The sequence below is a fragment of the Paenibacillus sp. sgz302191 genome (assembly GCF_057749925.1).
This window is the reverse complement of the sequence record NZ_JBYLHY010000002.1, coordinates 171,790-185,219: the sequence shown is the minus strand read 5'-3', so window position 1 is coordinate 185,219 and position 13,430 is coordinate 171,790. Positions and strand designations below refer to the sequence as shown.

8 protein-coding genes and 2 pseudogenes are annotated in these 13,430 nt (G+C 46.0%); 9 read left to right on the top strand and 1 reads right to left on the bottom strand.

The genetic code is table 11. The features are described from left to right. Nucleotides 1-101 precede the first annotated feature (101 nt). From AC3G2T_RS03235 to AC3G2T_RS03195, 9 genes and pseudogenes are all read left to right on the top strand, one after another. Nucleotides 102-2,795, top strand: coding sequence for an RICIN domain-containing protein (locus AC3G2T_RS03235; RefSeq protein WP_488434518.1), 2,694 nt, complete (start codon nucleotides 102-104; stop codon nucleotides 2,793-2,795). A 218-nt stretch (nucleotides 2,796-3,013) separates the two neighbouring features. After that, nucleotides 3,014-4,825 (top strand): cache domain-containing sensor histidine kinase, encoded by a 1,812-nt coding sequence (locus AC3G2T_RS03230; protein WP_488434517.1) that lies wholly within the window; start codon nucleotides 3,014-3,016, stop codon nucleotides 4,823-4,825. Between the two features lies 1 nt (nucleotide 4,826). Then, a complete protein-coding gene (locus tag AC3G2T_RS03225) occupies nucleotides 4,827-6,434 on the top strand; it encodes a response regulator (protein WP_488434516.1) in 1,608 nt (535 codons plus the stop codon). Nucleotides 6,435-6,648: 214 nt separating this feature from the next. After that, on the top strand, nucleotides 6,649-8,004 hold the full coding sequence (locus AC3G2T_RS03220) for an ABC transporter substrate-binding protein (protein WP_488434515.1): 1,356 nt from the start codon (nucleotides 6,649-6,651) through the stop codon (nucleotides 8,002-8,004). A gap of 88 nt (nucleotides 8,005-8,092) precedes the next feature. Then, nucleotides 8,093-8,977, top strand: a complete 885-nt coding sequence (locus tag AC3G2T_RS03215) for a carbohydrate ABC transporter permease (RefSeq protein WP_488434514.1) — start codon at nucleotides 8,093-8,095, stop codon at nucleotides 8,975-8,977. Between the two features lie 13 nt (nucleotides 8,978-8,990). Next, entirely contained in the window at nucleotides 8,991-9,803 is an 813-nt protein-coding gene (locus tag AC3G2T_RS03210; RefSeq protein WP_488434513.1) for a carbohydrate ABC transporter permease, read from the top strand. Between the two features lie 420 nt (nucleotides 9,804-10,223). Then, nucleotides 10,224-10,553: pseudogene (locus AC3G2T_RS03205) on the top strand (sigma-70 family RNA polymerase sigma factor); the annotation flags it as partial. Nucleotides 10,554-10,624: 71 nt separating this feature from the next. Next, a complete protein-coding gene (locus tag AC3G2T_RS03200; protein WP_488434512.1) occupies nucleotides 10,625-11,077 on the top strand; it encodes an ABC transporter ATP-binding protein in 453 nt (150 codons plus the stop codon). A gap of 100 nt (nucleotides 11,078-11,177) precedes the next feature. Further along, nucleotides 11,178-11,369 (top strand): annotated as a pseudogene (locus tag AC3G2T_RS03195) (MFS transporter); the annotation flags it as partial. Between the two features lie 288 nt (nucleotides 11,370-11,657). Here the strand turns inward: AC3G2T_RS03195 and AC3G2T_RS03190 are convergent. Further along, entirely contained in the window at nucleotides 11,658-13,268 is a 1,611-nt protein-coding gene (locus AC3G2T_RS03190) for a type 2 periplasmic-binding domain-containing protein (RefSeq protein WP_488434511.1), read from the bottom strand. Between the last annotated feature and the right edge of the window lie 162 nt (nucleotides 13,269-13,430).

Below are 13,430 nucleotides of genomic sequence, written 5' to 3'. Positions count from 1 at the left end.
AATGCTGTTAAGTCCTTAATGGAAGGGGGGATTCGAACAAAGCACCTGCTGGCGTGCTAAGAAGAACAGTACAGATTCCAAATTCGAGGAGGGAACAGAGTATGTTAACAACGATTTGGTCAAGGCAGAAGAGGTTGTCCTTGCAGGCGCTACTTCTGATCTTCGCAATGCTGATTGCAAGCGTTACAGTTCCGGCACCGGCGTCTGCGGCAACACAAGCCCAATATTACGTTTCACCCAATGGCAGCGACAGTAATGCGGGAACGCTCGCCTCGCCTTTCAAAACGGTGCAGCACGCGAGGGACGTTGTACAGACGATCAACAGCAGCATGACAGGTGATATCATCGTATATCTCCGTGGCGGCAACTATCCCGTGACGAATTCTATCGATTTCGGTCCTAACGACTCCGGTGCGAATGGATATCGGATTATCTATCAAGCCTATCAGAACGAGACTCCAGTTCTAAACGGTGGCGTCCAAGTCACTGGATGGTCGCAGCATAGCGGAAATATTTGGAAAGCACCGCTTTCGCGAAGCAACAAATTGCGCGCGCTGTACGTGAATGACAAAAGAGCAGCGATGGCTACCAAGACAGTCAGTTCCGCAGGTTGTTATGGAACCTACAACGTGACGGCTGGAACAGCACCTTGGGCGTGGGAATCGGGCTCGCAATGCGATGGAGCCAAGTATAGTTTGAGCGACTTCCCCGCGATTGCTTCTAATCAAGACGATATGGAGATCGAGACGCGGACGACGTGGACGACCTCTATTGTCGGAGTTCGCCAAGTGACGGTGAACGGCAGCAATCGTGTAGCCCTTTTCCAGCAGCCTGGTGCAGCGATTGCCCAGGGCGCCTACAACGGTAATTTCCAGATTAACGGAAGCCACAAACTCATGAACGCCTATGAATTTTTGGATACACCTGGCGAGTTTTATTTCGATAAAACCAGTCAAACTGTTTACTACTATAAGAGCTCTTCCGAAAACATGACGACGGCAACAGTATTTGCACCTAACAATGTTGAAACAATCCTTAACCTGAAGGGGACCTCAACGAGCAATCATGTTCGCAATATTACGTTCTCGGGTATTACCCTCTTGCATTCCGATTGGAACTTGGCAAATGTCGACGGCTCTTCATTCAAACAAGCACAACAAGGCAATCTTGTAAATACAGCTTATACCAAACAAAATTTCCATGATTATACTTATCGGAATTTGGACTTGATGCCCGGCATCGTGAAAATCGCAAATGCGGACGGGATCCTGTTGGAGAAAAATACCGTTAAACATACCGGTGCCGACGGCATTTCTTTGATCAACGACGTCAAAGACTCACAGTTAATCGGCAACTCCATTAGTGATATCGGCGGAACCGCAGTTAATGTGGGTCATCCCCAGCACGTGTATATTGGGGATTATACATCATCGAATCGAGAAAAATTTTCGGTTAGTGTAGAGAGCGTTTGCAAAAACATTGATATCAAAAATAACTATATTTATGATTCTGCGGTATTGTTCAACGGCAGCGCAGCCGTTTCAGGTTATTTTACGGATACGCTTAACTTCCAACGAAACGTCATCGAAAAGACACCTTGGGCCGGCATCTCTCTCGGCTGGGGTTGGTGGAATTTTAACGGCTCATCCGGCTCTGAGCGGCCTGGCGTCCCAACCACAACGGCACAAAATAATAACATCAGCTACAACCAATTTATCGATACTGTTCAAATATTGGATGATACCGCTCCCATCTATACACTCGGCAGTCAGCCGAACACCGTTATCTCCAATAACTACATTAAGGGCGTGCCATCCGGACATAAATACGGCATGCATCCGGACGAAGGCTCTGCCTACATCTCAATCCAGAATAACGTCTTGAATATCAACCCAGGGATCAACTGGACGCTGAATTCTGATAATTTTGGCAGCAAGCACGATTTGACCTTCACACAAAATTACGGGACTGTCAATAAAATCTCCAATTACAGCCTTCCGAATAGCGTTATTAATGACGTAAGTGCTTATTCCGATAACGTATGGCCGCTTCAAGCCTATAACATTGCATTGAACGCCGGTTTGGAAGACGCCTACAAGAGTCTTGTTACACCGTCGCGCGTGCCTGTGCAGGATTACGTTCTTCCTGCAAGCGTGTTTGTAGGCAGTTCGGCAACAATCGGCATACGTTCTACGGGGGATGCGAGCAAATCCGTCTGGCTTGCGCCATCGGGCACGACGAGTTTCGCGGAGGGCGCTTCCATGACGAGAGCGAATGGAAACGCAACCTCCATTGCAGCGCCTCAGACAGCAGGCAACTATAAACTGTTTATTATTGATGCTCAAGGCAATCGCTCTTTGGAATCCGCGTCGCTTGTAAGAGTGAACAGTGGTTCCTATGTCAGGATTCGCAATGCGGCAACGGGACTTTACATTGATGGAGTGAGTTCAACTACTAACGGAGCAGATGCCGCTCAATGGAGCGACAGCAGCTCCTCCAACGCCCAGCAATGGACGATCGAAACGTCGGGAAGCTACGTTCTGATAAAAAACCGTCAAACTGGCTTGTATCTGGATGGCATGGCTCGGACTGGAAATGGCGTCAATTGCGGACAGTGGAGCTACAGCGGCGGCAACAATCAACAATGGACGATGGAAACGTCGGGAAGCAACGTTCGTTTCAAAAACCGCCAAACTGGCTTGTACCTCGATGGTATGGGGCGAACTAGCAACGGTTCCATTTTGGGACAATGGGGTGATAGCAACAGCAGTAATCAGCAGTGGCAAATTCAGTAATCGACTTTAGATAAGTATGCTAGTTAGTGCCCAATAAGCTGCATGTCTCATTAAGGATGACATGTGCTAATTGGGCTTTTAATGCCAAAAATTTGCGCAAGAATGAGGATTGTATTGTTAATTTCCTCCTTGTATAATGATGGGAATGGGATGAGTTGGTTAATTCGTAAACGCTTACATTAAAGTTTTACTTGCTTTGGTTGAAAGGTGGCACCAACATGAAAGGGTTCGCGAAATATTTCAGTGGAATCTCCATTAAAAACAAAATTTTCAGCACAAATATTTTGATTATTATCATTTCAATTTCAACCCTTGCGTTTTTCGCCAATATCGTTTCGCAAAAAGCAATTATCGAGAAGGCAGTCAAAAACTCGTCAAGAGAACTTGTTCTCATTGATAATAACTTGCAGACACTAATAACTACAGTGGAAGATTACTCGAAAATATTAGCAACCGACTACAGATTGCAAAACGAACTGTATATCGATTTTTTGGAGAACAATAACTCATCCTTCTCTCACCATGTCGGAGGTCTAGATAATTTATCAATGAAGAATACACTCTCTGAAGTCATTAGCAATATCGTGGAGCCCAACACTAATATCAAAGCGGTAAGCGTTCTCACGTCGAATCAACAATGGGTCGATGTCGGCTTTGCCGATAATGAATTCGCATCTCGCATATTCGGTTCCGGTCCTGAAGCGACCAACCATTCCTATCAGCCTGTTTTGACAGGCCTAATGAAATTCAAGTTCCGTTACGAAGGAGACGACAATGTATTTGCCGTTACCAAAACGGTCATCCATAAAGATACAGGCAAAACGGTTGGTTTAGTTGTTCTATACGTAAAAGAAACAGTTATCGCTTCTATTTATGAAAGAAAAATGAATTACAAGGGAGGAAACTTTTACATCCTCGACAGTAACGGGAAAATTATCTCCTCACAGAATAAAGCTAATTTGTATCGGGATTTCAAAGAGGCAACTTCTATTTCGATCCCTAATTCGACACAAGAAGAAAACAGATTCTTTCAAGGGAACGGCAGCGAGAAGGTGCTGGTCTCTACCCACCGTTTGGAACCGTTGCAATGGTCGATTGTGAGCGTTATTCCTATTGATGAAATTACAGTGGAGCGCAAAGAAATTAACAAATTAATTATTTGGATCGGCTCCTTATGTCTGCTGCTCGCATTTATTGTCTCCTATCTGTTGTCCCGATCGATCACGAGGCCGATCTTCCAACTTTCCAGAACGATGAGAGATATTCGGACTGGCCATTTGACGGTCAGAAGCTCGTACCAATCATCGGATGAAATCGGTTATTTGAACTATGTGTTTAATAATTTGATGGACCGTATCGAAGAACTATTGGCCGAAAATGTTGAGGAACAGAAGACAAAGGCCGAGATTGAATTTAAATTGCTGCAAACACAGGTGCAGCCCCATTTTTTGTATAATACACTTGAAACGATTATATCGCTTATTAAGCTAAATATGAAAACAGAAGCCATTACAGCAGCGAAATATATGGCTAATTTCTATAAAATTTCGTTAAGCAAAGGAAACGATATTATTTCGCTTCGAGAAGAAATGCAGTTATCCGAGAGTTATTTGGAAATCCAGCAATTGCGCTATGTGGAATATATGGAGTATACAATGGATATAGACGAGGAAATTATGTCATGTTCAATTTCGAAGTTAACGCTGCAGCCAATCGTGGAAAATGCCATCTATCATGGACTTAAGCGGAAAATGGTAAAAGGTTTGTTGAAGATCACTGGACTACGCTTGGGTGACGAGGTGCGTATTGAAATTTACGATAACGGCGTTGGAATAGAAGAATCACAAATAAAGGACATGTTGAAGGAGGTTCCGGGCTCCAGAGAAAGAGCGGGCTTCGGAGTCAAAAGTGTCCATAATCGGATCAGAATGCTGTATGGGGACAGATACGGGTTAGAAGTAGAGAGCGAAGTAGGCTTCTATACCAAAGTTACCATCCGTTTGCCTTTCAAACCATTGCGGGAGGGTTGACATGCTAAAAGTACTCATTGTCGATGATGAATATTACTTTAGACAAGCGTTGAAAATATCACTGCCTTGGGAAGAGTTGGGTTTGCAGATCGCTGGCGAAGCGAAGAATGGTGAGGAAGCTCTGTCGTTGATGTCTGAAATCAGTCCGGATATCGTCTTGGTAGATATTAATATGCCCATTATGGGCGGCATGGAATTTATTCAGAAAGCCAAACAATGTGAGCAGGAAACAAAGTTTATCATGTTAACAGGTCAAAGCGAGTTTGTATATGCCAAAATGGCTGTGCAGCTTGGTGTTTTTAATTACGTGCTCAAGCCGATTGACGAAGATGAACTTAGAAACTCCTTACTTGAGATTAAGAATTTAATCTACAAGGAGCACTCCGTAAAGCTGGATTATGAACACTTAAAGAAGCAGGCAAAAGAGCATATGCCGATGTTGAAGGAGCGATTATTGAATGAATGGCTGCAGGGCAGTAGAGTTATAGATCCCTTGTCCTCTACAGAACGGTTGCAGTATCTGGGCATCAATCTGGATGCTCCATTTCATATGGTGGTCGTAGCCGATATCGATTCTCATGATGATCTTGTTACTAAAGAAGACATGCATATTCGCAAGCTGGCTGTTCAAGATATAGCCCAAGAATTTATTCATAACACGTACCCGTTTGCCAGTTGCCATGATACGAACGATAGGTATGTTATGATTATTGGCGTTCCTACGAGTTCTTACGACCAACTGGATTCGATCTGTGAAGCGATTCGGAAATCTGTTCAGGGGAATTTAGGGTGTACAGTAACGATTGGCGTTGGCAATGGATATACGGCCTATACGTCGATTTCCGTGTCCTACCAAGAAGCGTTATATGCATTGAAGCATCGGTTTGTTTTAGGCGGGAATCAGGTTATTCTTCATTCCATGATCGCTGAAACGGGAATGAAGGTCAGTTTATTCTCCGTAGAAAGGAGAACCGCTCTATTAATGAGTATGCGAATTGGAAATATCTCCGAGACGGAGGAGTGGCTCACGGCTTTCTTCCAGGATGCTCGCTCCAAGAACGCTTCCATAGAGATGCTGTATGTTGCCGCGCTTGAAATCCTATCCACCTGTTTGGAATTTTTGAATGAGATGTCGCAAAGTTTCGAACACGTATTTGAGAATACAGTTCAGACTGATATTTTTCAGTTCATTCAACAGTTGAGCTCCTTTGGGGAATTAGAAAGGTGGATTCGCTATCTGATTCTCAAGGTAATCGCGCATATCCATGGCAGGAAGCAGAATAGAGCTGCCAAAGTGGTAGACGAGGTAAAGACCTATATTCACAATCATTATGGGAACGAAGAACTGCGTATCGTAGATCTCGCTAAGAGTGTGCATATGAACTACAATCATCTCTGTTATGTGTTCAAAAAGGAAACTTCCATTACCATTAACGACTATTTAACCGAAATACGCATCACGAAAGCGAAGGGACTTTTTGATCAAGGAGAGAAGATTGTTCAACACGTCGCAAGTCAGGTTGGGTATGCAGATGCCAATTATTTCGGTAAATGCTTCAAAAAGTATATAGGTATTTCACCCAGTAAGTACGTGAGCAATATTCAATAAAGTAATTTTTTACATAGGGCACAATGAGACAAGAATCTCGACAACGTCTCGTTGCGTCTTTTTTTGCAATTGCAAACAATTTTCCTTTCTGTCCGAGAATAATCTCTGTAATTAATGAAGTGGAATCCGTAGAATGAAATCAAGGATGATACCGCTTCCATTGGGAATCAACCCAGTAGATACGATACTTTAAACAAACTTAGGAGGTCAACAAATGGTAAGAACAGTAAAAGTACTCAGTACGTCACTTTTGGCAAGTATGCTTCTCGTTTCAGCCGGTTGTAGTACGAAGAATGAAGCCCAACCTCAAGGAACTACCGGAAGCGCACCAACCCCGGCGGCAACGACGGCTAGTAAAACCAGTAGTGATAAGAAAGTAAAGCTGAGAGTTGTAACGATCACAACGGACGAGAATCGCAATAATATCATGGAAAAGTTTATTAAACCGAATGTTGCGAAGGCGATTCCAAACCTAGAAATTGAATTTGAGCCAGGCGGCGGCGGCGAAGATATGGCCAACAAATTGAAAACGTTTAATGCCGCAGGTGATATGCCCGACGTATTCTGGGACGATGCAGGGTACTTTACGCCCTTGAACAGTACCGGCAGCATTATGGATTTAACTTCAGCGATTACCAAGGATGGCTTCTTGAACAAGTATGCTGTTCCTGATGCATTGAAACATGTTGACGGGAAGATTTACAGCTTATCTTCCGGAGCGGATACCTATTTCACCCCGGTCATTTTCTATCATAAGGATATGTTCGAGCAAGCAGGCGTGCAAGTGCCGAAAACCTTCGACGAATTTATCGAAGCATCGAAGAAGCTAAAAAGCAAGGGGATGGTTCCTGCGGTTACCCCTGGCAAAGATGGATGGGGACCTAAACTTTTCCTGCTGCAGCAGATGATCCAAATTGGCGACCCGCAAGCGATGGCAGATCTCGTGAGCAATAAGACAGACTTTAATAATCCAGCCGTCAAGGCAGGGGTGTCTCGCATTGAGAAGATGGTGAAGGAAGGTGTCTTTCCTGAAGGGATTGCGAATCTAGATTACGGTCCAGCCAACGAAATGTTTACATCAAAGAAGGCAGCTATGTACATGATGTTTACATGGGAGCTTCCGAATTTGGCTAAAGATGATACCGTCGATTTCTTCCCGTTCCCAAGTGCTAGCGACAAATACGACCCAACTAAGCACGTTCAGTTCTGGGGATCTCCACTGAACGGATATGCAGTTAGCGCAAAAACCAAGTATCCTGAAGAGGCAGTAAAGTTGGCAGAATTCCTGGCTATGGCAGACGCTCAATATTTCGAATCTACGGGTGCCCCAATTGCCTTGAAGACGGGGAATACAGTGGGGGAACCTAAGCCTTTAATGAAGAAATTCATTTCCTGGTACAATCCTATTCCTACCAAGATTGCTTCTCTTGCACTTAACTCGTTGGATGCAAAAACATCGGCAGAGCTTGCAACGCAAGGGGCAAAATTGCTGACGGGCCAATACCCGGCCGATAAGTTTAGTACAGATATGGGCAAGATCTGGAGTGAAAATACATGGTTTAAAAAGTAAGTTGTCTATGTGGATGAAATCAATCGAATTCCCCTTGGAACTTAACTTCCGGGGGAATTCTATAACAAATTAGACGGTGGAGAGAGCCATGAACAAGTACTTCAGCACCCATGTATCCATATTCATTTTTTCCGCGCCTGCGTTGCTTTTGTTTACTGTATTTTGCGTTTATCCACTTTTTCCTGAAATATGGATGAGTTTGAATCATCATGATGGTTTCCGAAATTTAGGGTTTGTTGGTTTGGATAATTATAAAGACATTTTTGCATCTTCTTCTTTCTGGACAGCTCATAAAAATACGTATCTAATTGTAGGAATTTCCGTCTTTCTGGGATTGCCGCTCTCCTTGATGTTTGCTCTTTTTATGGATGTTCAAACACCAAGGTTTCGTCGTTTTTTTAAATCTTCTGCGATGCTTCCTGCGATTTTGTCCGTTACGGTCGTGGCGGAAATGTGGATATCCTTCTACGAACCAACCTGGGGGTTGTTTAACAGTGTTTTGAGATCCATTGGTCTTGGATCTTGGACTCATTCCTGGCTTACTGAAAAAGAAACCGTGATGCCAAGCATCGGATTGACATTTCTATGGCAGTATGTTGGGTTGAACGCCATGCTATACTATACAGGAATCAAGACGATTCCCAAGAATTATTACGAAGCTGCTTTAATTGACGGTGCTAGCTTTGTCCAAGTCTGCTTACGAATTACAATTCCACTTCTTCAAGATGTAACGAAGTACGTTTTAATTTTGTCGACATTAGGCTCCATGGCCTTTTATGCGCAAGTCCGCGTCATGACAGCTGGTGGTCCGGGTGATTTGTCCAGGACGGTCATTTACCAAATGTATTATACGGCCTTCGAAACGTCTGAATTTGGTAAAGGAACGGCTATCGCGGTAGTATTTATTCTAGAGTGCCTTTTCATCTCCTTTCTCATTCAACGGTTCGTCGCCAGAGAAAAGCTGGAGTTCTAAGGAGGAGATCATCTTGAGATACTTAATCCGTGTATTTTGGCTAGCCGTAGCCTGCACATTTCTGTTTCCCCTATACTGGATGATTACGATGTCACTCAAGTCCAAAAGCGAAGCTTATAACAATCCTTTCGGCATCCCCCATTCCTGGGAATGGATAAATTATAGTGAAGCGTTGTCGAAGTATCATTTTTTTGTATACTTCGAGAACAGTTTAATTTACACGGTAGGGACCATTGCAATCACACTGACAACGGGGAGTATGCTGGCGTATAGTCTGAGCCGAATGCATTGGAGATTCAATTCGGCGGCACTATTCTATGTGTCCTTAGGGTTGATTGTACCTATTGAAGTAGTTGTCATTCCCTTATTTCAATTAATTAAATCGTTACACCTTAAAGATACTTACTTGGGGCTCATATTGCCGTATTCCGGATTCGCAATGGCTTCCTGTGTGCTGATGTTATTTGCTTTTCTCCGTTCACTTCCCAAGGAGTTGGAGGAAGCTGCCTGTATTGATGGGACGAATGTGTATCAGACATTCTTCAGAATTATATTTCCGATTGTTACGCCTGCACTAATGACACAATGTGTGCTGTTGTTCATGCGGATATGGAATGAGTTCCCGCTGGCTTTCATTATTGCCTCTAAAGATCAATTCCGACCATTGACTGTCGGCTTGCTAAGCTTTTTCGTGAGCGTCGGTGTTTCAGACTGGGGACTTATTGGGGCAACGATGGTGCTCTCGAGTTTACCTATGATCATCGTATATATGATAGGAAATGAGAGAATTGAACATGCATTGACGGCAGGAGCGATTTTGAAGTAAGTGGAGTAGGCTAAGATGAACAACTCCCTGGGGATGATTTAAAATTCTCACACAAATTAGTCAATTCGAAGGATTGCATGATGGTGTAAGTACTGGTGTAAGTGGAGCGACCAAGCATAGGTCGAGTGAGGTAGCAGGTGGGAACCCAGCTTGGAAAGGTGTTAGCCACACCACCAATAACGAGTCTTGGAGCGAACATGGTAACAGGTTTGTTTAAGCGTAGACAGATAGGGTGTAGGCCTGAAAGTGATTGAGCCTCGAAATGCAGAAAACGGGAACGGCCGACAGGTCACTTTACTGGAAGGCAACACGACTTTGAACTATAGAAGGCGAGTTCGAAGGAGCTTCCCCGGGGTCGAAGAGCCAGGCATGCAAACCAATAATCACTCGGCAACTGGGGAGACCCTGACCGTTCTTCCGCTAGACAAGTTGAAGAAAACACGTAAAGACGTATCCTTGCACGACCCGATCGGAACGGACAAAGAGGGGAATGAAATTACGCTTATCGATATCCTCGGCAGTGAGGCGGACGATGTGGTTGACGCGGTACAATTGAAAATCGAGAAGAGCAAAATCTATCGGAACTTAGAGATTTTGGACGAACGCGAGAAGGAAGTTGTCGTCGGTCGGTTCGGCTTAGAGCTTGGTGGCGAAGAGCGGACGCAGCGGGAGATCGCGAAAGAGCTAGGAATTAGCCGTTCCTATGTGTCGCGGATCGAAAAAAGGGCGCTCATGAAGCTCTATCATGAATTGGGCGGGGAGACAATCCGCGCCCTAGATGACATTTCACTGGACATTGTACAGGGCGAATTTGTCGCTATATGGGGCCGTCAGGCTCAGGAAAGTCCACGCTGATGAATATCATTGGCTGCTTGGATATTGCCGATCACGGAGAGTATATGTTGGATGGGAAGGCAATTAATCGGCTTAAGGATGCTCAGTTGGCTGAAATAAGGAATCGGAAGATCGACTTCGTTTTTCAGAGCTTTAATTTTCTGCCACGGCTTAATGCAAATGAGAATGTGGAGCTGCCGCTCATTTATCGAGGTATGAGTCGGCGTGAAAGGGAGCCGCTTGTCATGCAGGCATTGGAAGCGGTGGATTTGGTAGATCGGAGGCGGCATCTGCCATCGGAGCTGTCCGGCGGGCAGCAGCAGCGGGTTGCGATTGCCCGGACTTTGGCGGGGGATCCGGCGATTATTCTTGCGGATGAGCCGACGGGGGCGTTGGATTCGAAGACGGTGTGGAGATTTTGGAGATTTTTAAGCGATTGAATGAACAGGGCAGGACGATCGTTGATTACGCACGACTTGGCGATTGCGCAGCAGGCGAAGCGGGTTGTGCATTTTCGGGATGGGCGGTTGAGTGAGGTTGATTGATGTTTTGATTGCGCTTGCTGGTGCCTCGGGTGGAGCGATGTCCGGCATGGTTGTAGCTCATTCAAGCTATGCAACGTTGTCGCTCGCTGGGGGAGGACTTGCCCCTTTGCTTATACCTGTTGTCATATGGTTTCGAAGTAAATCAAATGTACCGGTTCAAAATAATAAATCTAACTCCAAAGATTAAACTAAGAACGATAGCACAAAAACCAGGGAGCAGATCGCCACACGGCAGTTGCTCCCTGGTTTGGTTGACGGCAGTATAATGGAATGGTTATAAAGAATTTGTGCAGTCGCGGTATAGGGAAATCCTTACATGAGGCTCCAACAGACAGCCCTCCCGGCAGGCAAAACCAGGTCGTGTAAGGCAACCGCCATTTCGAGGCGGAGTAAAAGGGCTCAACAAGAAGCGACGTCGTTCCATGCATTCGCAGGGAATAACGTCGCTTCTTCATTTTTGCGGAACTGGTCCTCATCATTTGCTGTAAGCATCCAGCCCCTTCTGCATGATCGTGATCATCTCGTCCACGCGCATGCTCTTCAGCTTCGCCACATAGGAATCCCACTCCTGCTCGATGCCGCCTTTGACAACCCAGTGAATCAACGTCTGTCTGACGTACTGCTTGACGTTCATCTGCAACTGCGTCAGCTTGTCGCGGTCGTCGGGCGAGTAGGCGACATAATCGGGAAAGAACATGTCGAGCGGTGCGACAACTGGCTCGTAGATCGCAACGGCCCTGGCGCGGTCGGCATTGCTGTTTCCCGGCAGGTAGCGGAGCTTTGCAGCCAAGTCCGACGTCATGGCCGATATGGCATCCACATTGGGAAAATCGCCCTCGTTCCCGGTTTCCGGCAAAATATCGTACGTCCCGTCGTCATTTTTCCTTGTCCCGTCTCCGAACAGCCCATACAATTCCTGTACGGTCCAATCGGGATCGGCCAGCAGGTCCGCCAGCCGGGCCGTGGCGACCGGATACTTGTTGTTTTTGAAAATGGTGAACTGATTGTTGCGGACGATCCAGGTTTGCTGCCGGAACAACTGCCTGGAAACGCCTTCGGCTCTGGGCGGGAGCATCGGCACATAGACGTCGGGGTTCGGATTGCTGTAGGCTTCAAAGGATCCGGCAATCTCCGGCTTGGCTCCCCGTTTCGCATAAAAAGCGCTCCAGTCGTCCGTGAATACTTCGGGCGGAATCAAGCCATCCTCGTACAGTTTATGTAAGTAGGAAAGCGGCTTTTTGATTTCCGGATTCAAGGCCTGGAATCGGACCTTGCCGTTCTCGACCGACACGTAGTTTTCGTCCGGCACGAGGACGCCGAAGGAACCCCCGAACAAGTCCAACTGACCGCCAACATATTGATCCCAACGAAAATAATACGGAATCATGTCTTTCGGAATGTCTCCTTTACCGGCGTTCGCCTTGAATTGCGCAAGCGTATAGGCGAACTGCTCGGTTGTAGCTGGAACCTGCAAACCGAGCTGATCCAGCCACTTCTTGTTGATCAGCCATTGGTCGCGTATGCCCAAATAGACGTTGTTCTGTTGAACGAGGCCGAGCGCGTAAATGTTTCCGTCTGCGGCTGTCATCGCTTTCTTGACGGAGGGATTCGATTGAAGCAGCTTCGTCCAATTGGGCGCGTATTTCAGCAGGCTGGAGAACGGTACGATGTCTCCGGCGCTTTGCGCCGTTTCGATTTGAAACGGCGACGGGTCGGCGCGCAGCATGAGATCGGGATATTGCCGGGAGGTAAACATCAGGTTCAGCTTGTCCCGGTTGTCGACGGAAATTTGTCTGATATCGAGATGAATGCCGCTCTTCTTCTCCAATGCCTGGAAAAACTTCGATTGATTGTAGTCGCTTTTAAACGACGTAACGATAACGGTTTTGAGCGTAATCGGCTGGTCCACGATCGGATACCCGGTCAAATGGACGGCGACGCCGTTCTCGATAATCCGGTCGCCGATCGTTTCCTTGGAGCTTCCTGAAGCTCCGGCGGAGTCGGAAGTCTCCGGTCGTTCGCATCCCGGTAAGAGTATGGCGATCCCTAACGTGACGACGAGAAGCAATCCGGTCCATTTGTTCACGATTCCATCATCCTTTCCGTTTTGCCGCAGATCGGTCAACCCAACAGCGCTAATTAATACAACAATAATAGCAAGCAAGCATGTTTTCGTAAATATGCGGTTGTTGGGGCATAGGCGATTATTCCAAAGCGGGCGGCGGGACGTCCGGCGAATGTACATTCC

What these genes read in the sequence shown, in the direction of transcription:
- AC3G2T_RS03220 (WP_488434515.1), top strand. Translation starts at nt 6,649, where the DNA reads ATGGTAAGAACAGTAAAAGTACTCAGTACGTCACTTTTGGCAAGTATG.
- AC3G2T_RS03235 (WP_488434518.1), top strand. Translation starts at nt 102, where the DNA reads ATGTTAACAACGATTTGGTCAAGGCAGAAGAGGTTGTCCTTGCAGGCG.
- AC3G2T_RS03230 (WP_488434517.1), top strand. Translation starts at nt 3,014, where the DNA reads ATGAAAGGGTTCGCGAAATATTTCAGTGGAATCTCCATTAAAAACAAA.
- AC3G2T_RS03215 (WP_488434514.1), top strand. Translation starts at nt 8,093, where the DNA reads ATGAACAAGTACTTCAGCACCCATGTATCCATATTCATTTTTTCCGCG.
- AC3G2T_RS03225 (WP_488434516.1), top strand. Translation starts at nt 4,827, where the DNA reads ATGCTAAAAGTACTCATTGTCGATGATGAATATTACTTTAGACAAGCG.
- AC3G2T_RS03200 (WP_488434512.1), top strand. Translation starts at nt 10,625, where the DNA reads ATGGGGCCGTCAGGCTCAGGAAAGTCCACGCTGATGAATATCATTGGC.